The organism is Hymenobacter sediminicola (assembly GCF_014250515.1).
Lineage (GTDB): Bacteria > Bacteroidota > Bacteroidia > Cytophagales > Hymenobacteraceae > Hymenobacter > Hymenobacter sediminicola.
Genome location: NZ_CP060202.1, coordinates 490,443 through 513,649, shown reverse-complemented (window position 1 = coordinate 513,649; position 23,207 = coordinate 490,443). Strand labels below are relative to the sequence as shown.

General features: G+C 58.5%; 18 protein-coding genes. 5 read left to right on the top strand and 13 right to left on the bottom strand.

Translation table 11 applies throughout. From position 1 onward, the window contains the following. Positions 1–14: 14 nt before the first annotated feature. From H4317_RS02240 to H4317_RS02230, 3 genes are all read left to right on the top strand, one after another. Complete coding sequence (locus H4317_RS02240) at positions 15–527, top strand: VOC family protein (protein ID WP_185888573.1); 513 nt, start codon at positions 15–17, stop codon at positions 525–527. 40 nt (positions 528–567) lie between these two features. Next, a complete protein-coding gene (locus H4317_RS02235) occupies positions 568–2,727 on the top strand; it encodes an ATP-binding protein (protein WP_185888572.1) in 2,160 nt (719 codons plus the stop codon). 323 nt (positions 2,728–3,050) lie between these two features. Next, entirely contained in the window at positions 3,051–3,266 is a 216-nt protein-coding gene (locus tag H4317_RS02230; protein ID WP_185888571.1) for a heavy-metal-associated domain-containing protein, read from the top strand. A gap of 131 nt (positions 3,267–3,397) precedes the next feature. Here the strand turns inward: H4317_RS02230 and H4317_RS02225 are convergent, their stop codons facing one another. From H4317_RS02225 to H4317_RS02175, 11 genes are all read right to left on the bottom strand, one after another. Next, the gene (locus H4317_RS02225) at positions 3,398–4,516 is read right to left on the bottom strand and encodes an AIR synthase-related protein (RefSeq protein WP_185888570.1); all 1,119 of its coding nucleotides are present in this window, start codon (positions 4,514–4,516) and stop codon (positions 3,398–3,400) included. A gap of 127 nt (positions 4,517–4,643) precedes the next feature. Beyond that, on the bottom strand, positions 4,644–6,149 hold the full coding sequence (purF, locus tag H4317_RS02220; protein WP_185888569.1) for an amidophosphoribosyltransferase: 1,506 nt from the start codon (positions 6,147–6,149) through the stop codon (positions 4,644–4,646). A 92-nt stretch (positions 6,150–6,241) separates the two neighbouring features. Continuing rightward, positions 6,242–6,934, bottom strand: a complete 693-nt coding sequence (gene purN, locus H4317_RS02215; protein WP_185888568.1) for a phosphoribosylglycinamide formyltransferase — start codon at positions 6,932–6,934, stop codon at positions 6,242–6,244. After that, positions 6,873–8,156: a phosphoribosylamine--glycine ligase gene (purD, locus tag H4317_RS02210; protein WP_221899178.1), complete on the bottom strand. Its 1,284-nt coding sequence runs from the start codon at positions 8,154–8,156 to the stop codon at positions 6,873–6,875. Before purD ends, purN begins: the two co-directional genes overlap by 62 nt. A 66-nt stretch (positions 8,157–8,222) precedes the next feature. Beyond that, entirely contained in the window at positions 8,223–8,606 is a 384-nt protein-coding gene (locus H4317_RS02205) for a nuclear transport factor 2 family protein (RefSeq protein WP_185888567.1), read from the bottom strand. Position 8,607: 1 nt separating this feature from the next. Continuing rightward, positions 8,608–9,543 (bottom strand): phosphoribosylaminoimidazolesuccinocarboxamide synthase, encoded by a 936-nt coding sequence (locus tag H4317_RS02200; protein ID WP_185888566.1) that lies wholly within the window; start codon positions 9,541–9,543, stop codon positions 8,608–8,610. Between the two features lie 39 nt (positions 9,544–9,582). Next, a complete protein-coding gene (locus H4317_RS02195; protein WP_185888565.1) occupies positions 9,583–10,644 on the bottom strand; it encodes a phosphoribosylformylglycinamidine synthase subunit PurQ in 1,062 nt (353 codons plus the stop codon). Positions 10,645–10,646: 2 nt separating this feature from the next. Continuing rightward, positions 10,647–13,673: a phosphoribosylformylglycinamidine synthase subunit PurL gene (locus tag H4317_RS02190; protein ID WP_185888564.1), complete on the bottom strand. Its 3,027-nt coding sequence runs from the start codon at positions 13,671–13,673 to the stop codon at positions 10,647–10,649. Between the two features lie 124 nt (positions 13,674–13,797). Beyond that, entirely contained in the window at positions 13,798–14,427 is a 630-nt protein-coding gene (gene pyrE, locus H4317_RS02185) for an orotate phosphoribosyltransferase (protein ID WP_185888563.1), read from the bottom strand. 325 nt (positions 14,428–14,752) lie between these two features. Further along, positions 14,753–15,514, bottom strand: a complete 762-nt coding sequence (pyrF, locus tag H4317_RS02180; RefSeq protein WP_185888562.1) for an orotidine-5'-phosphate decarboxylase — start codon at positions 15,512–15,514, stop codon at positions 14,753–14,755. Further along, the gene (locus H4317_RS02175; protein ID WP_185888561.1) at positions 15,502–16,365 is read right to left on the bottom strand and encodes a dihydroorotate dehydrogenase; all 864 of its coding nucleotides are present in this window, start codon (positions 16,363–16,365) and stop codon (positions 15,502–15,504) included. Before H4317_RS02175 ends, pyrF begins: the two co-directional genes overlap by 13 nt. Positions 16,366–17,376: 1,011 nt before the next feature. On the opposite strand from H4317_RS02175, the gene H4317_RS02170 reads away from it, so the two are divergent. Then, positions 17,377–17,925: a DUF4468 domain-containing protein gene (locus tag H4317_RS02170; RefSeq protein ID WP_185888560.1), complete on the top strand. Its 549-nt coding sequence runs from the start codon at positions 17,377–17,379 to the stop codon at positions 17,923–17,925. Positions 17,926–18,295: 370 nt separating this feature from the next. Here H4317_RS02170 and H4317_RS02165 read toward each other — a convergent pair whose 3' ends face one another. After that, a complete protein-coding gene (locus H4317_RS02165; protein ID WP_185888559.1) occupies positions 18,296–19,180 on the bottom strand; it encodes a DNA/RNA non-specific endonuclease in 885 nt (294 codons plus the stop codon). Positions 19,181–19,507: 327 nt separating this feature from the next. Here H4317_RS02165 and H4317_RS02160 point away from each other — a divergent pair, with 327 nt between their 5' ends. Then, positions 19,508–21,127, top strand: a complete 1,620-nt coding sequence (locus H4317_RS02160; protein ID WP_185888558.1) for a hypothetical protein — start codon at positions 19,508–19,510, stop codon at positions 21,125–21,127. Positions 21,128–21,214: 87 nt separating this feature from the next. Here H4317_RS02160 and H4317_RS02155 read toward each other — a convergent pair whose 3' ends face one another. Beyond that, positions 21,215–22,939, bottom strand: coding sequence for a T9SS type A sorting domain-containing protein (locus tag H4317_RS02155; protein ID WP_185888557.1), 1,725 nt, complete (start codon positions 22,937–22,939; stop codon positions 21,215–21,217). Positions 22,940–23,207 lie beyond the last annotated feature (268 nt).

Sequence of the window (23,207 nt, the reverse complement as noted above, 5' to 3'; positions counted from 1 at the left end):
CTTATTTCCACCGCATGAAAACGCTCCAGCTTCTGCTACTCCTGCTGCTCCTAACAGCCTCATCCTGCTGGCGCAGTAATTTTTCTGAGGATAAACCAGACCCTATTTATGCCCAGCATGATACGGTAGTTTACACAGCAAAGACAGAAGCCGAATTGGTGAAGCTGATAGAATGGTATAATCAGTTTCTGGGCAAAGAAACATCAGAGCGAAGTGAGGGATATGCTGTCTATAAAGTTGGTAGTATTGTAGTAATCTTAACTACAAGTGCCAGTTATCGCCAAACGAAAGAGCCTATTTTCTACTGGCGGCTACCTAACACAGCTGACATTGAAAAGGATTATGCGCGTGTAGAGAAAATAAGCGGCACTACGATAGAAACAATTCTGACAGATATCAGCACCGACGCTAATACAGCCGGAAAAGCAATAAAGAAATATGTCGTCATCGATCCATGCGGCAATAAAGTTGGTGTGGTAAATAACCCTATATATCCTCCTACAATGTCTCCTGAACCCGAGAAATAAACACCCACGTTTTAAGCGTCTTTCTTTCACTCTATTGTCTATGCACAGCTCCCGCGCCATACTACTACTTTTGGCACTGGGAATGCTCTGCATCGGGCCCGGCCACGCCCAGAACCGTGCGGTTGACAGTTTGCGGCACCTGTTGCGCACTCAAGCCCGCGCCGATACAACGCGGGTGCGGCGTTTGCACGCCTTGGTATTGCAGCTAGCCTCTACCGATGCGCCCCAAGCCCTTCATCTGAGCCGGCAGGCACTGGGCTTATCGCAGCAGGTAGCCGACACAGCCGGTATCGGGCGCAGCTTGTTGTGGCTGAGCATCCTGCACCGACGGCTCGCGGCTTACGACTCTGCGCGAGTATACACGAGGCAGGCACAGGAACTGTTTGAGCGTAGCCACGACCACCGCCGCGAAGCCCGGGCCTGCCTGGAACTGAGCCTCATTGATTTGCAGCAGAGCAACCTCACCGCCGCGCTGGCCTGGGCGCTACGGGGCCTGCCGCTGGCCGAAAAAAGCAACGACCTAGCCACCCAAACCCAGTTGCGAGCTACGTTGGGCAGCATCTACTGGAAAATTGGGGACTACGAAGGGGCTAAATTAGTCCTCACCAAAGCCCTCGAAGACGGCCGCAAGCTCGATGACCAGCAAGTAGTGGCAGCCGTGCTCAATAGCCTTGGCAGCACCTACCAGCAACAGCAGAACTGGCCCCAAGCACTGTACTACTTTCGGCGGGCGGTGTCCGTGAGCCGGCGCATGAGTGATACGCAGAACCAGCTGGTCAACGAAATTGGAATGGCCGAGGTGTATAGCCAACAGGGCAACGCGGCCCGGGCCTTGCGGCATGGTCAGCGCGCCCGAAAACTGGTTCGGGCAACCAGTGATGGGTTCAACCTGCCGGCAGTAGAGATACTGCTGGCGCGTGCCTACCTGCTCCTGCACCAACCTGACAGTGCTATTGCACTGGCGCGCCATGGCATGCAGCTCAGCCAAAAAAACCGCAGCAATGGCAACCTCAGCGACGCCACCGAAATTCTGGCCCAGGCATACGCCGACGTCGGCAACTACCAGGAAGCCTACCGCTTCCAACGGCTGTTTGCTGCTTATCAGGACACGTTGGCGGGCGAGGCGACCCAGCGCAAAACCAGCGCCTTGCGCTACGGGTACGAGCTGGACAAAAAGCAAAACCAGATTGAGCTGCTGACCAAAACCCGCCAGCTACAGGAGCAAAAAAGTGCCCGCCAGCGGCAGCAGATGTATGGCTTGTGGGCGGGACTAGCGGGGGCCGTACTGATGGCGGGCCTATTGTGGCGCAACGTCTATATAAAGCAGCGCGCTAACCGCCACCTCAACGAGAAGAACGCCCAGATTGCCAGCCAGCGCGACGACCTGACACGCGCCTTAACGGAGCTAAAAGCTGCGCAAAACCAGCTTATTCAGCGGGAGAAAATGGCGAGCTTAGGCGAGCTTACGGCAGGCATTGCGCATGAAATCCAGAATCCACTCAACTTCGTCAACAACTTTTCCGAAGTCAGTACTGAACTCGTGGAGGAATTTATGGACGGACCGTGGCAGCAGCTTCCCGAAGCTGAAAAAGCCTATGCCACCGAGCTACTGGAAAGCCTGACGCAGAATCTGCAGAAGATAACACAGCACGGCCAGCGGGCCGACAATATTGTGAAGGGTATGCTGCAGCACTCGCACGCCAGCGCCGGCCACCGCGAGCTTACTGACCTGAATACGCTGGTAGCCGAGCACTTGTCGCTGGCCTACCAAAGCTTCCGGGCCAAAAACAAGTCGTTTGGCGCCACGTTGGTTTCTGACTTGGATGCCCTGATGCCGAAGCTGAACGTAGTGCCGCAGGACATCGGCCGGGTGATGCTCAACCTGTGCACCAACGCTTTTTATGCGCTGCAGGAGCGCCAGGCGCTAGGCCAATCCGACTACACGCCGGAATTGATAATTCACACAAAGCGCCTAAGCCAGCAGGTCCAGATTCGGGTGCAGGACAATGGCACCGGCATGAGTGAGGAAATACAGCAGAAAATCTTCCAGCCTTTCTTCACTACCAAGCCACCCGGCGAAGGCACCGGCCTGGGTCTGTCGCTCAGCTACGACATTATCGTGAAAGGGCACGATGGCACGTTCAGCGTCACGAGCCAGGAAGGCCAGGGTACGGAAGTAACTATTTGTCTGCCGCTTTGAGTTATGGAGGCAGCTATCCTAAATGCAGCTCTGCACGAAGCTGATTTTTGGAGAAGCAGTTGCTGTAGCCAGTGCAGCGAGCTGATTTTGTTGTAAAGGAGTCTTGAGGAAGCCTGTGGTAATGAGATTGGCGAAGTATGGCGGGCTTTCAAGCATGAACCCTATGAGGTAAACAGCCCGGCAAAACTCTGTACTAAGCCAGCCAAAGTCTATACTTCAAAGCGTATGCTGGCAGCTACTTTTGCTACTGTTTCGTTGTTATGGCAACTCACCCGCCGCTGCCGGTTGCCCCAGTTACCGCAGCAGCCTACAGCCAACTTATTATGCCCACTCTGAAATTCAAAACCAGCATCAATTGCGCTAACTGCCTGCGCGCCGTCACGCCTTTCCTCGACGCCGAACCTACCGTGCAGAAGTGGAACGTAGACACCGATAACCCCGCCAAAATCCTGACTGTGGAAGGCGCAAACGTCATTCCGGAACAGGTGATGAAGGCTGTGTTGCAGGCCGGATTTGATATTGAGCCGGTAACAGCTTAGCAAGCACGCAGCTCCCACCTATCATCCTGACAAAGGAAGAACCTTATTACGCTGACATCAGTCGTTCGCACGGCGTTTCAGCGTAATAAGGTCCTTCCTTTGTCAGGATGACAGCGTTTTAACTACCAAGGCTACGCCTTATAGCGCAACTCGCCGGCTCCTACGCGCAATACCACATCGGTTTCTGGGGTGATGCGGCCGGCTACCTGGGCCTGGTAGCCGTGGGTGCGCAGGGTTTCGGCTACGGCTTCGGCCTGCTCGGGCTCCGTTACGAGCAGCATACCGTTGCCCATGTTCCAGTAGAGATAGGCTTCGGTGGGCATGATGCCGGCCAACTCGGCCAGCTGCTGCATAGCGGGCAGGGGCGCAAACAGGTTATCTAGTTCCGCACCGACCCCATTCTTGAGCACGCGCCGGAAGTTGTCGGCAATGCCGCCGCCGGTGATGTGCGCGGCTGCGTGCAGGGGCAGGCTGGTATCCAGCACCGCCGCCACGCCCGGCGAGAAGATGAGCGAGGGGGCCAGCATTACCTCGCCCCAGGTCTGGCCCATTTCGGCAGCATCAGCGCCGGTGTAGGGTGCCTCATGCCATTTCTCACCGAAGGCTTTGGTGAGAGCACGGCGGGCCAGAGAGTAACCGTTGGAGCGGAAGGACGGGGAACGAAGCGCCACCACGGCCTGGCCGGCGCGCACGTTGGCGCCGCTCAGAGGGCGCTCCAGGCTCGGGTGCAGCACGCCCACGGCCGTCGAGCACCAGTTGAAGTTCATTTTCGCGCCGGGGTAGCCGCCGATTCGGTTGCCCAGCTCGGCAATTTCGCCGCCCGTTACGGCTACCTGGCTGAACTGGGCCGCGTCGTGCAGGCCGCGCATGAGCTCGTCCACCACCTCGTAGTTGAGGGTGTTCACGTCGATGATATTGGAGAGGTTGGTGGGGATGAAACCGGCCACTACCAAATCGTCGGCCACCATGGCAATCAGGTCGTAGCCCAACGTGTCGTAGCGGTCCAGGCGCTCAGCCACTTCAATCTTGGTTCCGATACCATCGGAGCCGATGCCCAGCCGCTCGGCCCCGAACCGGATTTCGTTGGAGAAGCCGCCCGCCAGGTCTTGGGCCGGCTCACCGGGCTTGCCAGCGCGGGTGCTAAATGTTTTCTGCGCCCAGTTATAGGCGTTCTTGGAAGCGGCGTTGCCTTCTTCGATGGAGTAGCCGGCGGTGGCTTTGAGGTTGGTATCGGCGGAAGTCTGGCTCATGAGAGAGTCTAATCAGGAAATGCGTCTGTCGTCATCTTAAGCGGAGCGAAGGACATTATTACTCAGGAACGAGTAATTCAGAGATGCTAGGGTCCTTCGCTCCGCTCAGGATGACAGGCAGATTGAGTTAGTGCTCGGTAGGCTCGGGGGCTTTGGCGCTGACGGACGGAATGACATCAGAGCCTTTCTTGTCGGAGCGGTGGCTTTGGCGCTCCTCCTGGATATGGCGCAGGTACTTGGTCACGTCGCCGGTGGGGTAGTTGCCGGTGAAGCAGGCAAAGCAAGAGCCGCCGTGACCTTTGTCCTCCGCAAACAACTCCTGCAAATCCTCCACCGATTGGTAAATCACTTTGTCGGCCTCAATGTAGCGGCAGATTTCTTCTTCGGTGTAGTTGGCCGCAATCAGCTCAGTGCTCATGGCCATATCAATGCCGTAGATACAGGGCGCAATGATGGGCGGGGCGCTGCTGATGAAGTACACCTCAGCCGCGCCGGCCTCGCGCAGAATGCGCACAATGCGCCGCGACGTAGTACCACGCACGATGCTGTCGTCCACCACGGCCACTTTCTTGCCTTCCACAAACTCCCGAATGGGGTTCAGCTTTTTCTTCACGATATCCTCGCGGCCGGCCTGGCTGCTCACGATGAAGGAGCGGCCCATGTGATTGTTCTTAACCAGCGCCCGGCGGTAGGGCACCCCAATAGCTTCGGCCAAACCAGAGGCCGAGAAATAGCCCGACGACGGCACATCAATCACCATATCGGGCTGAATGCCTGATTCGATAACCTTGCGGGCCAGCATCTTGCCTAGCCGCACCCGCTCGCGCGCCACCAGCCGGCCGTGGATGGTGGAATCTTCGCGGGCGAAGTAGATGTGCTCAAACACACAGAAGTTTTTGGGCTGCTCCTGCTGGTTTTTGTGGTGCACCTTAAAGTTCTTGTCGATGAACACCGCCTGGCCGGGGCCTACGTTTTCCACGAACTCGAAACCCAGATAATCAAAGCAGGTACTTTCCGAGGCGAAGGCGAAAACGGGGCCGCGTTCCGTTTCGCGGCGGCCCAGCACCAATGGCCGGATACCCAGCGGATCGTTGAAGGCCAGCAGGCCGTGCCCGGCAATGATGGTGATGGTAGCGTAGGCGCCCTTCACCAGCTCCTGCGTCGTCTCTACGGCATCGAAAATATCCACCACCGACAGCGCATCGAGGTTTTTCAGGCGCAGCTCCGAAGCGAAGGTGTACATGATCAGTTCCAGGTCGTTGCTGGTTTTGGGCAGCACGTGGTACTTCTCGTGCAGGCGCTTGGCAGCCGAGCGGAAGTTGATGACGTTGCCGTTGTGCACCATCGAGAGCCCAAACGGGTAGCTGGTGGTAAACGGCTGGGCCAACTCGGCGTCGCCGGAACCCTGGGTGGTGTAGCGCGCGTGGCCGATGCCGATGTTGCCCTTCAACTTCTTGAGCTGCTTGGGCTTGAACACGTCGGAGATGAGGCCGTTGCCCTTGCAGAGGTGAAAGTTCTCGTCGAAGGTGGCAATACCGGCCGCGTCCTGGCCGCGGTGCTGGAGCGCGGTGAGGCCGAACACGATATCGTGCGCAACGTCATCAGGACCGTAAAAACCTACTATTCCGCACATGGCAATCGGGTGGTTACAGGGTAAAATTTAAGAACGTCATGCTTGATCTAGCGGCCGCTTGCCGAGGCATCTCGCATGCTGACGTTGGATTACTATTCAGACGACGCCACGCGAGATGCTCCGACAGGCGCAGTATGAAGTTCTTTTTTGATGAGTTCCGCTAAGGTTTCGGCGTACACGCGGTGCTCCACAGCCAGGCCGCGGCGCTCTACTTCGGCCAGGGTGGTGGCACCCTGCAAGTCAACAGCGTGCTGGGCCAAAATAGGTCCGGTGTCGAGGCCTTCGTCCACCAGATGCACCGTGATTTTGGTTTCGGGCAGGTGGTTGTCGAAGGCCCACTCGTAGGCGTGCAGGCCTTGGTGCTGGTGAGTGTCGGCGGGGTGAATGTTGAGGATGCGGCCCGCAAACGCCCGGATGAACGTAGGCGACAGAATCCGCATGTAGCCGGCCAGCACCACGTAGTCGGGCTGATACGTTTGCAGTGCCTCCACCACTTCGGCATCAAACTCGGCCCGCTTGCGGCCCTGGCTGCTGCGGCTGGCCGTAGGGCAGCCCAAAGCCGCCGCCGTTTCCAGACCGGGCGCATCGGGCTTATTGCTGAATACTACAGCTACTTCGGCCAAGTCCTGCAGCACGCCTGTTTGCACGGCGTTTACCAGGGCCACCATATTGGAGCCCCGGCCCGACAGCAAAATGGCCAGGCGCTGTTTGCGGGTGCTATGGTTACCAGTTGCCGGCAAGGGTCGGTTCCGGCCGCTGGCCGATGTCAGTGCGGATGTAGGCATCCTGGAAGTTAACTCGTTCTGTTTCGCGGTACACGTGGGCTACCGCGTCTTCCAGTTCCTCGCCGTGGCCGACCAGCACCAGCACCCGGCCGCCATTGGTTACCAATTCGCCGGTTTCAGTGCGCTTGGTGGCGCCGTGGAAGGCCAGAATACTGGGGTGCAGCTGGTCGAGGCCGGTAATGGGGAAGCCGGTGGGGAAGCTGGCGGCGGGATAGCCGCCCGAGGCCAGCACCACGCCCACGTAGTAGCCACGCCGTTGGCGCACCACGGTTTGCTGCAGCTTGCCGTCGAGGGTGGCTTCAATCAGCTCGAGCAAACTGCTTTCCAGGGCGGGTAACAGGACTTCGGCTTCGGGGTCGCCGAGGCGGGTGTTGTATTCCAGCAGCTTGGGGCCCTGCGGCGTGAGCATGATACCGAAGTACAGGAAGCCGTTAAAGTCGAACTGCTCGTTTTGCAGCCCGCGTAGCGTGGGGTCGATGATATCGGTGCGGATGGCGGCCAGCACGTTGTCGTCGGCGAACGGGACTGGGCAGTAGGCACCCATGCCGCCGGTGTTGGGGCCCTGGTCGCCGGCCAGCAGTTGCTTGTGGTCCTGGGAAGGCGTCAGCAGCCGGATGCGGTTGCCATCGGTGATGCCGATGATGCTAATTTCAGGGCCGGTGAGCTTTTCTTCGAGCAGGAAGCTGAACCAGCCGCTGTGCAGGCGGGCCAACTCGTCGAGGGCGGCGTGGGCTTCTTCTACCGAGGAGCAGACATACACGCCTTTGCCGGCGGCCAGCCCGTCGAATTTCACCACCACGTCGCCGTTCAACTCGGCGGCTTTGGCGCGGGCGGCGTCCATCTTGTCGCTGCGGAACTGCCAGGACAGGGCCGTGGCTACGCCGTGGCGGCGCATGAAATCCTTGCTCCACACCTTAGAGCTTTCCAGCGTAGCCCCGGCGCGCCCCGGCCCAAACACCCGGATATCGGAGCCCTGAAAGAAGTCCGTGACGCCCGCCGCCAGAGGAGCCTCCGGCCCTACCACGATCAGTTTCACGCCCTGCGCTTCGCAGAAGGCTTTGATGGCCGGGAAGTCGGTGGCGCTGATTTCGGGGTGGCTGTTGGGGATGCCGGCGTTGCCGGGCAGCACGTGCACGGTAGCGCCGTCGCGGGTCAGCTTCCACGCCATGGCGTGTTCACGGGCCCCGCCGCCGAGGAGTACTATGGGTGTTGAATTCGTCACGGTGTCGTTCTAGTGTTGTTTCCCGCAGAGGGCGCAGAAGGTTTCGCAGAGGTGCGCAGAGTCGTTCTAACTAATATCGTCAATGGCACTAATTTTTCCGGCGGAAAACAGGAACACCGACTTACCCTGCAGTTGCAGCGTATCGCCCGCTTTCAGGCCGTTAGGCAAATCTATAGCCGCCACGGCTGAGTAGTCAATGAGCACTTCCACGTGGTTATCGGTTATCTGCCAGTTGGTGACCCGCTGCTCCCGTTGAGAGAAATACTGCCTGGCTTGCTCGGCCTGCACCTGGAACTCTGCCTTACCGTGGATGGTCAGGCTGACTTCGCCGCCGGTTACGTTCCGAAATATCACCTCGTCGTGCAACGGCGCCAGCATACCGGCCACATCAAAGCGGTTATACGCTTCGATGTAATCGATTACCAGCTTTTTCGCCTGCGAGGACTCCATTTCAGATGGTTTCTTTCATGATACCAGCACGCACTAGGTTGCCCACGAGGCGGGCTTGTACGTCGCCACCGGGAGTGACTTCGTTGCCGGTGGGCAGCGGAGCGCCCGTGATACGCTCGTAGATATCGAGGTAGCGACGGGTGGCTTCGGCAGATACTTCGGGCGTGAGGGCGCGGGGGTACAGGCCGTCCTGCTTGTTGGCAATCAGCCACTGGCGCACGTACTCCTTGTCCATCTGCTCGGCCGTCTCCGGGTTGCGGGCGTAGTCCTCGGCGCTCCAGAACCGCGACGAATCGGGCGTGTGGATTTCGTCAATCAGCATCAGCTCCCCGTTCAGCAAGCCAAACTCATACTTGGTGTCCACCAGAATGATGCCGCGCTCGGCCATCCACGCCGAAGCGAAGCTGAACAGCTCCAACGACTTCACCCGCATCTGCTCGTACAGTTCCTGCGACACCCAGCCTTCCGACACGAGGTTTTCCGGCGTAATCTCGCGGTCCGATTCCTCCTTGGTGGTCGGCGTTACAATGGGCTCGGGGAACTGCTGGTGCTTGGTCAGGCCATCCGGCACGGTTACGCCCGAAAATGTGCGCTGGCCCTGCTGGTAGCCGCGCAGCATGGAGCCCGTGAGGTAGTTGCGCACCACCATCTCCACCCGAATCGGCTCGGCTTCCTGGGCCAGCGTCACGTTCGGGTCGGGCAGCGAAATCACGTGGTTCGGGATGATGTGCCGGGTTTTGTCAAACCAGAAAGCGGCCAGCCCGTTCAGCACCGCGCCTTTGTGGGCCACGGGCGTTTCCAGCACCGAGTCAAACGCCGACAGCCGGTCAGTAACCACGATAAGCCGCTCACCGGAAGGGGCGCGGTACGAATCACGGACCTTGCCACGGTGCAGGAGTTCAAGCTGGGGAGTATCGAAGTGGTTGAGGGTGTTCATATGAGAGGGTGTCAACCGGCGGGGCTGGCAGATGGCTCGTTAGGATGAAAACTGGTGGGCTGCTGGCTGCGCTACGGTGGCGGGGCGCTGGCTTTGCACGTGCTGCACGATGTTGCGGAACAGCTTCAACCCGTCGCCTTCCTCACTCAGATTCGGGTTCTGGCGCTTGCGCCGCGCCCAATCCGGGTGGTTATACAGCGACAAAAACGCCTCCGGATGCGGCATTAGTCCAAACACGCGACCGGTCGTATCCGTGAGCCCCGCGCAGTTCAGGTCGGCGCCGTTGGGATTGAAAGGGTAGACTTCGGTGGGCGAGCCGTCGAAATCGGTGTAGGCCAGGCAGTTCAGACCACCGGCTTCGATGGCGGCCAGCGTGGCGGCATCCTGAATAATGAGGCGCCCCTCGCCGTGGCGCACGGGCACTTCCAGCGTGTCTAGGCCCTTGAGGAAGGGCGAGTTTGCCTTTGGGTTGACTTTGAGCTTCACCCAGCGGTCCTCGTAGCGGCCCGAGGCGTTGTGGGTCAGGGTTACTTCGGGCGTCACGGTGCCGCTCAGGTCGGGCAGCAAACCCAGCTTCACCAGCACCTGGAAGCCGTTGCAGATGCCCATCACGTGCTTGCCGTTGGCAATGAACTCCTTGATATCATCGAGCAGCGTGCGGCCCTCGGCGTTGCGGCGGTAGCGCAGCTTGTTGGCCAGCACTACGCCCGAGCCCAAGTCGTCGCCGAAGGAGAAGCCGCCGGGGAAGTTCAGGATGTCGTAGTCGTGGATGCTGACGTGGCCGTGCAGCACTTGGTTGAGATGCACGATGGTAGCTTCCGCGCCGGCCAGCTTATACGCGGCGGCAAACTCTTCCTCGCAGTTGATACCGAAACCCGTCAGGATCAGGGCCTGTACTGGTTGCTGGTTGTTAGTTGTTGGTTGTTGGTCAACGGGCTGTTCCTTGCTTTTCAGTGGCTCGGCGGATTCGTGGCCGGGGTCAACGCTTTTGTAGCCGGGCAGCACAATCTGGCCTTCGCGGTTCACGATTTCGTGGCCGGGGTCGTCGTGCTGGGGGCGCGGGGGCGTGTGCTGGTCCGGCAGTTGGGGAGTCTGTTCCATGATTAGTGCGCGGTTTCGGGGTGGCCGAAGCCGATAATGCGGTTTACCGGACCGTTGGTCCACTCGTGGCGCAGAGCCGCCGTGCTGGCCGCAATGATGGTTTTACCCGCCTGTTGTACCGTCAGCTGGCCATCCGGCGTGACGCGGCCCAGGCGCGTGGCGCGCCCGCCGAAGTGCTGCTCAAACGCCACCACATCCTCGGGGGCCACCGTGGCTACAAACCGGGAGTGCGACTCTGAAAACAGCTGCACATGCACCGGCAGGCCTTCCGGTAATTCCACCTCGGCCCCGAAACCGTAGCCAAACGTCGCCTCGGCCAGCGTCACTGCCAGGCCGCCATCCGACAAGTCGTGGCAGCTCTGAATCAGGCCCTGGTCGTTGGCCTGGCCCATCAGCGTGTAGAGGGCTTTGGCCTGCTCGAAGCGCACTTTGGGCACGTTGGCCCCCAGCTCGCCGAAAAGCTGATAGAACTCCGAGCCGCCCAGCTCGTCGTAGGTTTCACCCAGCAGGTACACCACGTCATCGGCCTGCTTGAAGTCGGACGTAATGGCTTTGCGGACATCCTCCATCTTGGCGGTCATGGAGTACAGCACCGTGGGCGGCACCGAAATCTTCACGCCGTCGGCTTTGAAGTCGTTTTTCATCGAGTCCTTGCCCGAGGTGAGCGGGATGCAGTAGGCCGCCGTGGCGTCGCGCAGGGCTTGGCACATGCGCACCAGCTTGGCCAGCTTGTGCTTGCCATCGGGGTTGCTGATGGGGTCGTACACCGAGTCGGGCACGCAGAAGTTGTCGTTCACGGACCAGAAGTTGCCGTCGCCGTAGCTGAGGTTGGGCAGTTTGCCGCCCACGGCCACGATCTGGCGCACGGCCTCGTCAAACGCGCCGGCCGACATGTGGTAGGCGTCCAAATCACCGAAGCGGGGCAGGATGCCGTTGCTCACGGCCACGCCTTCCCAGCTCTCGAAATTAAAGCGCACCACGGCCGCATCCTGCGGGGCCTGGCCGGTAGCGCCCATCAGCGGCTTGATAATCGTGCGGCCCTTCACCTCGTGGTCGTACTGCCGAATCACCGATTCGCGGGAGCAGATGTTGAGGCTGCCCAGCAGGCGGCTCAGTACGTCAGTATAGTCAAGGTCAGCCGCCAGATTCGGCTCCTGCGCCGTAGGCTTGCTCCACTCCGCTTCCAGCACTTTACGCGGTACGCCGTTGTGCAGAAACTCCATGTCCAGCCGCGCCACCGATTCGCCATCAAAACGCACGTCGAGGCTGCCATCGGCGGTGAAATAGCCGATGTCGGTCAGCTCCACTTCCATCTCCCGGCCCAAGGCCAGCAGCTCGTTCAGCTTGGCGGGTTCTACGGCCAAAGAAAACCGCTCCTGCGACTCTGAAACAAAGATTTCCCAAGGACGGAGGCCGGGGTATTTCAGCGGCACTTTTTCCAGCTCCACCACGGCTCCGCCGCTGATGGTGGCCAGCTCGCCAATGCTCGACGACAAACCGCCCGCACCGTTGTCGGTGCTGCACTTGATGAGGCCGCGCCGCGTGGCCAGGATCAGGAAGTCCATAGCCAGCTTCTGGGTGATGGGCGAGCCAATCTGCACGGCCGTGGCGGGTGAGGTTTCGTCCAGTTCAATGCTGCTGAACGTCGCGCCGTGGATGCCGTCTTTGCCCACCCGGCCGCCGGCCATGATGATGCGGTCCTGGGCGTCGATGTTCTTTTCCCAGGAGTCCAGCCCGGCCAGCTGCATCGGCATCACGGCGCCGGTGCCGCAATATACCAGCGGCTTGCCGGCGTACCGGTCATCGAACACGATGCTGCCGTTCACGGTGGGCACGCCCGACTTATTGCCGCCGTCCTCGATGCCCTTGCGCACGCCCTCAAAAATGCGGCGCGGGTGCAGCTGGTTGCTCAGCAGCGTGCCATCAAACTCGGGGTTGCCGAAGCAGAGCACGTTGGTGTTGAACAAGAGCCGCGCCCCCCCGATGCCAGTCGCCAGCGGGTCGCGGTTGTTGCCCAGAATGCCCGTGATGGCCCCACCATACGGGTCGATGGCCGAGGGCGAATTGTGGGTTTCGACTTTCCACACGAACAGCGACTCGGGGTTGATGCGTACGGCCCCGGCGTTGTCGCTGAACACCTTAATCAGCCAGTCGTTGCCGTTGGCGCGGAGCTGCCGGTCTACTTCCGAAGTGGCGTCTTTGATGTAAGTTTTAAACAGGGAATCGACTTCGAACTCCTCGCCCGTGTCGGCATCCTTGTATTTAATCAGGGCCGAAAACTCCTTGTGCTTGCAGTGCTCCGACCAGGTTTGGGCAATGATTTCCAGCTCGCAATCCGTCGGATCCTGGGGCAGACCGGCGGCCTGGCGCTCCTCCCGGGTGCTGGTGTAATGGTCGCGCACGGCGCGCATTTCCTCCAGGTTCAGGGCGTAGAGATTGTCTTTCGACAGCTTCTGCAGCTCCTCATCCGACAAACCAACCAGCGGCACGGTTTCCGTAATCGATTCGGCCCCGCCACCGGGCCGCGGCGTATAGTCGCGGATATCGGTGATGGGGCCGGTTTCGAAGCGGTTGATCATCTTGTTGCCCAGCAGTTCCTGCGCGAGTTGGCGCAGACTGCTCTCGGGCAGGGCTTCTTCGAGGAAGTAGAGCCGTTTCGAGAAGATGTGCTGGGTATGAGTATCGAGCGGCTCGTTGAGAAGGTCGCCGAGGGCGTTCTGGGCCGAAATGCCTTCGTCGTCGGTGACGCCGGGCAGCTTGGCGACGAGGATGTAGCTTTGGTAGTGGGCGTCGTGGCGGAACTCATCGAAGGCCACGTCATGCAGCACCGGGTCCTGAAGGCAGTGGGTGGCGAAGTCGCGCAGCTGCTGGTCCGAGAGGGGGTAGCGCACCGTGTAGAGGGCGGTGCTTTGTACGCGGCCGGTGCGCAGGCCCAGGTGGCGGTGGGCCGCTTCGGCTACGCGCTGGCCCTCGCCGTCGTGTTGGCCGGGCTTGAGCAGCAGCTGAATGGTTCTTTGGCTAGCTTCCAAAAGAGGGAGGTTTGTCTATTTTTCGGGTTTCCCACGCCTGGCGAAATTGCCACCGTGAGGAAGCATACCCACGCAGGGTACGCCGAAAATGCCTTGCCGAAGCGCCGGTTGCGCCGCAGTAGGTTTAAGAAAACGCTTTATCGGGCCGACTGCCCGGTTTTACTACCGGAATACCTGCCCGGCACAGCGGGCACTCATCGGGTGCGTAGGTAGCCGCCGTGACCGGCAGCAGGGCAAAGTTCGGAAAAGAAAGGCCAGCTTTCCCACTAGTGCGGTCAATTAAACTAACCACGGCCAAAACTTTTGCCCCCAGCGCTTCCAGCAGCCGGGCTACTTCATTGGTGCTCTTACCAGTAGTCACCACGTCCTCGGCAATGACGATTTTCTGGCCAGGCTCGATGGTAAAGCCGCGCCGCAGCGTCATCTGGCCCGCGTCGTCGCGCTCCGTGAAGATGCCGGGCACGCCTAATTGCCGGGCCAACTCGTAGCCAATCACCACGCCGCCCATAGCCGGCCCCACTACCACATCGGGCTGCAAACCGGCCGCCTGAATCCGGTGGGCCAGCTCCGCCGCGGCCGGCGCGGCTAAGTCGGGCCGGCGCAGAAACCGGGCACATTGCACGTAGGTATCAGAATGCAGGCCCGAGGACAGACGGAAGTGCCCGCGCAGCAGCGCATCTTCCTGCAACAGCTGCTGCTCCAGGGTTTCGGGGGTGAAGGGAGTGGGAGGAGTGTGTGCGGATATTACAGTCATTGTTTGAATTAGTGTCCTAAGCGTGGTTCTGCACTCTGATTTCTAGTGTCTGATTTTTGGTTGTGGCCCTTCCTCGAAACAATCTTCAGGGATGTACCATACATCAGTCATTGTTATTGGTCTTCCTCCTTCAGATCTCCTCTTGGTACTGTTATCCCCAAACCAGACAGCAATATGGTCCTCTGGAACCGGCACTTCGTCTTTATCCATCTTGTCAAGAGTTTGGCCACTTAGCCCGACGACTACACAGGGCAAACCGTCCATTTCCAAAATATCGCCTAGCTTAAAGATGCTTGCCATATAGCCTACTGTCTTATTTAGGGCCTTACACCGTTACCGGCCGCAGCTGATTCATTTGCTCCACCAGCTCCCGGGCGGCGGCGCCGGCATCTTCGGCCTGCCATAACGCGCGCGACGTATTGATGAGCAGGCCGGCGCCGTCGGGGCGGAGGCCGGCGCGAAGGGTGGCGGCTAGGTCGCCGCCCTGGGCACCCACGCCGGGCACCAGAAACCACTGTTCGGGGCAGAGGGCGCGCATGCGGGCTACGGCCTCGGCGTTGGTGGCGCCTACCACCAGCCCAATGCCGCCGTGCACTTCATCGAGCTTGCGGGCAATGGTGGCCGCGCAATCCGAGAGGCTGCCGCCGCGGGTGAGGGCCACATCCTGCAAGGAGTGCGCGGGCTTGTTCGAGGTTTTGGCCAGCACGAACACCAGCTTACCGGGCCGGGCGAAGGGCACAATGGCGTCGTCGCCCATGTAGGGGTTCACCGTCACGCCGTCGGCCCCGATGATGTCGTAGGCGAAGCGGGCGTAGTGGTCGGCGGTGTTGGCAATGTCGCCGAACTTGCCGTCCAGAATCACTGGAATGCCTTCCGGCACGCGCCGCACGGTTTCGCGCAGCAGCTGCACGCCGTTTTCCCGGCTCAGAAAAAAGGCCAGATTGGGCTTGAAGGCGGCGGCGTATTCGCTGGTTTGGTCAATGACTTCGGCCAGCCGGCGCGCTACCTGCGCATCGTCGCCCACCGGGTCGAGGCCCACGCAAAGCAGGCTGTTGGCGTACTGAACTCGTTGGGTTAGCTTTTCCATTCGGAGGAAACGGTTTCAGGGTGAAGGTGGGCGCACTCGGTGGCTAGGCGGGCCGTGAGGCCGGGCTCCAGCCACTCACCGCTGGCAATCTGCACAGCCGAGGCCCCGCAACGCAGGTAATCCGTCACATGGCTGGCCGTGAACACGCCGCCCGTTCCGAAGATAGGCAGCGTAATCCGCTCATCGTGTGCCAGTTCCCACACGCACCGTAGCGCCACCGGCCGCAGTGCTTCTCCCGACAATCCCCCGACCATCGGCGCGGCCGTAGCATCGTCGGGTAAATGCAGGGCTTTGAGCAAGTTGGTGGCAGCCAACGCATCGGCCCCGCCTTCCTGCGCCCCCAGCGCCAGGCTCCGAATATGCTCGGGCCACGGCGGCAGCTTCACGATGACTGCAGCCGCGGGGCCTAGCTCGTTGCGCACGGCTTGGGTGGCGTCGCGCACAAACTGCGCGGTCAACTCCTCCCCTTGCCCGGCGTCAGGCTGGGCAATGTACACTTCCACGCCGGCAATCAGGCCGGCGGTTTCGCGGGCCAGGAAGCGGGCAATCTTGCGGAAGCCAGGGATGCCAGGGGCTGTGATGCTCACAAACACCGGCACGCCGTAGCGGCGCAGGTTGGGCAAGTGCTCCTGCACCAGAATCTCGGCGCTTTCGGTGCGCATGTGGGTGGCGTTGAGCAAGGTCTGCTCGTTTACCTGCCAGATGCCTTCCTCGTAGAGCCCGGGCTGGGGCTCCATCGTGACGGTGCGGGTGAAGATAGCCCCCAGCCGCTCGTAGCCCGCGCCTTCCAGCTGCCAGCTGGCGGCGGCTAGGCACACGGGGTTCCGCAGCGTAAGTTGTCCGAGTTGCATAGGTTCTGGAAATAGAAAAATCCATCGGTTGGCAAGGAACACTCCCTTGCTGTTCGTCAGGACTAGGTGTAAACAAAACATACCGCCCGAAACGGGGTGGTCAACCACGGACCGACTTGCGCCAGAATCCCCTCTGATCTTCCATCACCCCGTTGGTCGAGCCACCCCTCCCCGGCCTCCGGAGCCAGGTTTTGTCGGGCTTGCTTTAGCGCAACACAGCCATCTGATTGGGGTCCGTGCTCAGATTCACGTTACGGGTGGCAACAGGAGCGGCGGCTACCATCTGCTGGGTGAGAGTGGTGGTGTCGTTCATGGTGGGTACCAGTGTAGGGTGAGAAGAAGTTAGAAAATGCTAGGAGAAAGGATGGTCTTGGCGCTGCCGACCGAGTGGGCCGGGCACAAAAAAACCGCTTCGAAAACGGAAGCGGTGAAAAAAGCAAAACCAATAAAACCGAAAGAGTCAACGGGAGAAATGACCTTCCGGTCATCTCGCAGGACAGCATTTCGCTCAGTCCCACGCTTCATCAAATGATATTGATTCAGTTGAAGCACGGCTCAAAAGTACTACTTCGTTTTATTGCCACCAAATACTGCTCCCACTTTTTAGTGGAGAAAACTTTGTCTCTTCTCATTAGGCGAGCTATTTCACCTCCTAACACCTACTAGTAATAGAGCTCGGTACGAATCTGACTATCAACAACTTTACTTAACCATATTTTTCATCCTTCATACCATCATTCCTCCTTACCTTTGTGGCAGTTGCCTGGCACCCAACAATATCCTGCAGCTCGCGCACAGTCTTTGCATATAAATAATCCTACTTTACACTAACTACTTGTTTTTGTTAAGTGATGTAAACAAGGGTCTTTTTTGAGGTGCAACCATAGCCCCCGATTCGGGTATATAGTGGACTTGGGCTTTCTTGCTAAAATCATACATCACCTCACCAAGTACAAGTGACGGGTCACTAGAAAGTACGTCACTCGTTTCTTTGCTTTTGCTTCCTACCTGATGAAAAAAGTAGTACTCAGTTTTTTGATTGGTGGATGCCTGAGCCTGGCACTTACTGCGCAGGCCCAAGACACTGCAATGCCTGCTGGCTATACCGAACGGGTAGCGGATGAGGAGCCCGACCAGACAGTACTATTTCGCCGTGCCTCCGACTGGGTAGAAAACCATTTCTCGTACTCTCCCAAAAAGCTGATCAGCACTGATGCGGCGAAAGGAGAGCTACGGGCTGAGGGCACCGTGAAAGTCAAAACCACGACTACATCAGGCCAGCTTCAGGAACGACCTGTTCAGTTCGAATTTGTCTTCCACACACTTGCTTCCGGCTACGACTACAGCGTAGGCCAGCTGCGAATAGCGCCTGACCCGAAGAAGCCCGATGAAACCGTGCCTTTCGAGGAATTTGTGGCCCAATTGGCGGCCGAACGGACCAATGCCCGCACGCACAATGACCGCCGGGTAACTGCTCAGGCCAGCTCGCTCACTAGCGAAATTGCCATGTCATTTCGCTCCTATATGAATAGCCGGCCCGCTGCTGGTGCCGTAGAATAAGACAGTTGTCAGTTACGAAAAAGCCCCGAGACCTTTCCGGATCAGGAAATGCGCGGGGCTTTTTCGTAGACAATAGATTCTGCCATTTACGTGTGCTGGCCGAAGTAGCACAGGCGCAGATGGGCATAAATGCAGAGAGCCGCGTTGCAGCGCGGCTCTCCATCCTCTTCACATTTCCCACTTACTTCACTCACTACAAAGGTACGAGATGGTAGGTCGGGAAGTTGAGGCGAAAGTCAGAATAACAGAATGTTAATATACTTCTTAAGTCGGTGATCCTCAGAATCACGCTTGCTATTCCGGCTTCCGGCAAAACGGTGAATATTGGTAGGCGTTGGGTCCAAAAACCGCTGACCTAGATACAACATGGCTAATTGGTGGGGCCAGTATCCACCCGTGATTCGATGGCGCTTTGTACAGTAGTGCTCACCGCTGACAACAGATTGTAGCCAGTAGCCTGCTCAATTGCATCGACGGAGGTGCGGTAGGTGCCCCAGCTTGTGTTCAGAGAATTGTCGTTGGGAGTGTTGATGGCAATGATGCGGGTGCTGCTCGTGACACGGCTGGCATCGCCGGAGCCATTGGGCAGCACAACCACCACTTTCCAGCAACGTGCCGGTACAGTAATCTTGCCGCTGGCTACGGTGGTAGCGTAGCCGCTGGAGCCCGTGCCGCCTTTGCCGTAGCTACCACAGATGATGTATAGCTCATTGCCGGCATCAACCAGCGTCCGGCAGTAGTTTTCCAGATTTGCCCAGGTACGCTGGTTGTTGTTGGGAGCCTGCGGCATCATATTCGACATCAGAAAAGTCGCCGTGTTGTCGGCTACGGAGCCGGTACGGTCGGCGCTGGGGCAATTATGGCCCCGGTCGAAGCCGGAGCCGCTGTAGCTACTGCTGCTGGCTTTGAACCAGCCGGAGGGCAGCGTATTGTCAGGCGCGAAATTGTCTTGGCGAGGCGTGCTGCCCAGCCAAGCACTGCTCAGGTGCCAGCTCACCCAGTTCGGCACAGCCCGGTCGCGGTGATAGGACATGGTGAACTGGGGCTTTACGAGCAGGTAATTCCAGTACTGGCTGGCATCCGTAACGGCACCGCTGGGGTTGCCGAGCGCCAGGTTGCCGTCGCGGGTGGCGCTAGCATCCGACGACTGGACGGCAGTGCCGGCCTGCGGAGCCGGTAGCTCGTCTTTAGAACACGACACGGCCAAGGCCAGGAGCATTCCCCATGCGAGGAACCGGGTAGTTGAGTTGGTCATGGAAAGGGAAAGTGGGACGAAAAGCGAAGAGAGCAGAAGGTAGGAGGCCACAGCAGTAGCAGGGGGAGCTACTGCAAAAGTGCGACAAAGCATACAGCGGCAACAGCAAGGAATATTATCATTCTGTTGCTATGTCTGGATTTTGCTTATTTCTGACGAATACTAATCAGAAAATATCAATATCCTGACCAGCAGCCATAATCATGTACAGCGCCCCTAAAACGCAAATCCATAACACTTGAAAAAATCAATAGCCATATAGTTGGAATTATATTTTTAAGCATGGTTCTTGTATCTGCAATTTTTCTCCACCATATCTTTTATTCCATGATGAAACGCTTACCCTTCCTGTTACTAGCCGCCCTACTGTTGCTACAGTTTCCTGCGGCACGAGCCTCCCACTTCCTTGGCGGCGACCTGACCTATGAGGCTCTTGGCAACAACCGCTACAAGCTAGCCCTTACCGTATTCCGGGACTGTAGCGGTGTCAGCGTGTATACCACTGCCACATTTGTGTGCCGATCTACGGGCTGCACAACTACTGGCACAGGAGCCATTACTTCTGTCGCACCGCTGCTGAACTCAACCATTGGTACGCCCTATTGCCCGGGTGCTCCGGGTGGCGCTGCCCCATGTGGTGCAGGCCTTCCGGTAAACACAGAAATGGCTCGCTACGAAACCATCGTTACGTTGCCTCCGGCCGCCGAATGGCGTATCAGCGTACAGGACAATGCTCGTCCGGATCTGGCCAATATCAACGGCAACACGGACATCTATTACGAGGCCACACTGAGCAATATGGGAAATGGCCAAACCTTCCAAAACCACTCACCAGTATTTGCAACCAATGCGGTACAATTCGTGGGCTGGAACCTGCCAACTACGTTCAGCCACTTGGCCTATGATACGGACGGTGACTCATTGGTCTACTCGTTGGAACGGCCTCTAATGTCCTGCGGTAGCCCTAATGTCTACAATCAGTTCAATGCAGGGGCCACGTATATCTCCTTGCCCACTACCGGTGCTCCTTGCGTAGCAACGCTTCCCGCTTCACTAACTACGTACAGCCCCACATTCCCGCTTCCTTCCTTGGCCTTTACGGGCGCTTGCCCCGTGAAAACGGCTGTGCCCAGCTTCCTGTTCAACCCGGCCATGGGTTCAATGTCGTTTACCCCAGTGCTGTTCACACCGGGCAACACTACGATGCTACAGGCCCAGAACAAGTATGTGGTAGTCGTGAAAGTGGATGAGTACCGTCGGCAGCCCGGCAACACGTATTTCCATATCGGCAGCGTGCGGCGCGAAATGGTGTTTGTCGTGTCGGACTGTGGCAGCAACGTGAATCCTTCGCTGGGCCCTGTCACGATTGGAGGCACTTCTCAACAAGCTAGCGCCGTTATTCCAGTCACAGCTGGTCGCCTTATCAGTCTGAACCTGAGTGGCATTGATTCCAATCCCAATCAGGTCATTACGCTGACCAGCAACGCTGAGCAGATGCTGCCTAATTCCGAATTTACTCCTTCGGCTCCTAGCGCGCAGCCTACGGCGCAGCTCAATTGGCTCCCTCCTACTACGCTACGCCCCGGCCTGTACTACTGCACGGTCAGCACTACAGATAATGCCTGCCCCATCAAAGGCGTGACCCAACAGACGCTTACTTTCCGCGTCACGAACACAACGCTGGCTACTTCAACTGCCAAGGCAGTAACGACTCTCGCCGCTGTGCCTACACCGTTCTCAGGCCAAGTAAGCTTCCAGCTGGCGCAGGCCGGCGTGCAGACCGTAACCATATTCGACCGGCTCGGACGGCAGGTAGCAACGCTGCGCAGCTCGGCAGCCGGTGAAGTGAAATGGCAGCCAGCTGCTTCGGTGGCACCTGGTTTGTATTTGGCCCGCACCGCAGACGGCCGCCAGGTGGCCCGCTTGCTCCGCTCAGACACAGAATAGCAGACAGTCCAGTCCCACAACAAAAAGGCCCGCCGGTACTACCGGCGGGCCTTTTTGTTGCCTCACATGCGTGAGGCGGCTGTGTTACTAGCGCCCTGTTACGACCAGACGCTGGCTGCCCAGCTTTTGGCCCTGGCTACCGGTTAGCACCACGTTGTAGAGGCCGGCGGGCAGCACCTCGCCTTGCAGGCTCATGACCGACTTGGAAGCAGGTATCTGACGAACCAACATTCCCTGAGTATCATAGATTTTCAAGAGGCCAAGTGCATTCTCGCCGAAAGCCTGCAGCTCAATCGTTACCGCGTCGGAACTGGTAGCAGGATTAGGATATACGGCCAGCACCTCAGCTTTGGGTAGGTTCAATGTTACCACTGCCACCGGGGAATACTGACTGGTGCCGTCGGTATCAACCTGACGTAGACGATAGTAAAGGGTAGCAGCTCCTGCCTTGCCAGCGGTTTCGTCGCGGAAGCTATAGGCGCGGCCCGTGCTGGTACCGGCTCCTTCTACCCGGCCTACCGCTTTGAAACCATCTTTGGCCTGCAGTGCCCGCTCTACCAGGAAATAGCTGTTGTTAGTTTCGGATGCCGTTCTCCAAGCAACATCTACTGCTAGCCCGGAAGCCTTGGCATCGAAAGCAGCCAGCTCAACCGGCAGCGGGCCGGGTGCCGTGATTGTCAGCGGGAAGCCGTTGGGACGGTCTTCGGCAAAGGCATACAGAATGCGGGTGCGGTCGAATACAGACAGCGTTGTGTTGATTTCTACTTCTACTCGCTGGAAGTTCTGCGTGGTATTGAAATACACTTCGGTATTCCCGTTGGTCAGCAAACCCTGTGAAAGCAGCGACGCACCGCTAGCTGTTTCCAGCAACCGGTTGTTGCTGTCGTAGGTGCGAATGGTGATGTCGTTGAGCAGTTGCGTATTCAGCAGCCCGGCACCCGTGTTCAGCACTACGCCGGCAGCATTGCCCGCCTGGCCACTACCGTTGAGGTTCACGCGCACAGTGTTCGAAGTCAGTACGCCTACCACACTAGTTCTGATTTCGGCATAATCAGTAAGGCTGGCATTGGCTATGTTTTGCGGATTTTGGATACTACCGCTTCCCGAGTAGGTAACCTGGCCGGCAGCACCACTAGAGAAGTCTGAGCGCACTGGGGTCTGGTCTTTGAATACACCCGGCTCCAGGCCAAAGCCATAGTACACTTCCAGGCCGTCTAGCACGCTCAACCCGCTGCTGCGCGTCAACTTCACCTCATCAAACGCCCGATTTGTTGGAAAGCTGATTTGATACTGGCCGTTGGGCAGCGCCGTAACTGTTAGCAGATCAAAGCCGGTGACACTTTCCCGTGGCTCGCCATTTAGGTAGGTCGTGATGCGCAACCCGCCCAGCAGACTGATATCGGCAAGACCTTGTTTACCTACTACAAACCCGGCATAGTAGCCACCCGGCACGCTGTTTTCTAGCTTTACTTTCAGGGAGTTCGGGCAGCTTACTCCTAGCACGGAGTTGAAGGTGGCGTGGTTAGTCAGGGACGCATCGGCCGCGAACGACGGGTTCTGAACACCGGAATTAACGCAGACGCTTACGCCATTATCTACTACCTCCGTGCTGTAGTTCACACCGGCAGCTGGGCTCGGAAACCGCGACACTACCCCTGTGGCTGTTTCTACCACGTTGGCATCTACCCCGTAGGCATAGTACACCCGAATATCATAGTCGACTCCTATTAGTGAGGTGGCTATAATTTCCAGATGGTCGAACTCCTCTTTCGCGACGAATTCCAGCCGGCCTGGCGTGCCGGAGCCAAGCACCGTGGTGGCAAGAGACGTAACTAGCAGAGACTCTTTCTCTGTTGTTCCGTCGTATGTTTTAATTCTGATAGGACCTATCGCCGATAAGATGCTGCTGGAACCGATTACAAATCCGGCGCGTGAATTCTTCAGCACCCGGTCCGACATCTCCACTTTGACCCCAACCGGCACAACCCCGAGTCCTAGTAAGGGCAGGTTGAGAGTGGCATAATCAGTAAAATCATTGTTTGAAGCCCTGTTTCTGAATGAAACTGAGCCACAGGTAAGC

What these genes read in the sequence shown, in the direction of transcription:
- H4317_RS02240 (WP_185888573.1), top strand. Translation starts at nt 15, where the DNA reads ATGAAAACGCTCCAGCTTCTGCTACTCCTGCTGCTCCTAACAGCCTCA.
- H4317_RS02235 (WP_185888572.1), top strand. Translation starts at nt 568, where the DNA reads ATGCACAGCTCCCGCGCCATACTACTACTTTTGGCACTGGGAATGCTC.
- H4317_RS02230 (WP_185888571.1), top strand. Translation starts at nt 3,051, where the DNA reads ATGCCCACTCTGAAATTCAAAACCAGCATCAATTGCGCTAACTGCCTG.
- H4317_RS02225 (WP_185888570.1), bottom strand. Translation starts at nt 4,516, where the DNA reads ATGAGCCAGACTTCCGCCGATACCAACCTCAAAGCCACCGCCGGCTAC.
- purF (WP_185888569.1), bottom strand. Translation starts at nt 6,149, where the DNA reads ATGTGCGGAATAGTAGGTTTTTACGGTCCTGATGACGTTGCGCACGAT.
- purN (WP_185888568.1), bottom strand. Translation starts at nt 6,934, where the DNA reads ATGCCTACATCCGCACTGACATCGGCCAGCGGCCGGAACCGACCCTTG.
- H4317_RS02205 (WP_185888567.1), bottom strand. Translation starts at nt 8,606, where the DNA reads ATGGAGTCCTCGCAGGCGAAAAAGCTGGTAATCGATTACATCGAAGCG.
- H4317_RS02200 (WP_185888566.1), bottom strand. Translation starts at nt 9,543, where the DNA reads ATGAACACCCTCAACCACTTCGATACTCCCCAGCTTGAACTCCTGCAC.
- H4317_RS02195 (WP_185888565.1), bottom strand. Translation starts at nt 10,644, where the DNA reads ATGGAACAGACTCCCCAACTGCCGGACCAGCACACGCCCCCGCGCCCC.
- pyrE (WP_185888563.1), bottom strand. Translation starts at nt 14,427, where the DNA reads ATGACTGTAATATCCGCACACACTCCTCCCACTCCCTTCACCCCCGAA.
- pyrF (WP_185888562.1), bottom strand. Translation starts at nt 15,514, where the DNA reads ATGGAAAAGCTAACCCAACGAGTTCAGTACGCCAACAGCCTGCTTTGC.
- H4317_RS02175 (WP_185888561.1), bottom strand. Translation starts at nt 16,365, where the DNA reads ATGCAACTCGGACAACTTACGCTGCGGAACCCCGTGTGCCTAGCCGCC.
- H4317_RS02170 (WP_185888560.1), top strand. Translation starts at nt 17,377, where the DNA reads ATGAAAAAAGTAGTACTCAGTTTTTTGATTGGTGGATGCCTGAGCCTG.
- H4317_RS02165 (WP_185888559.1), bottom strand. Translation starts at nt 19,180, where the DNA reads ATGACCAACTCAACTACCCGGTTCCTCGCATGGGGAATGCTCCTGGCC.
- H4317_RS02160 (WP_185888558.1), top strand. Translation starts at nt 19,508, where the DNA reads ATGATGAAACGCTTACCCTTCCTGTTACTAGCCGCCCTACTGTTGCTA.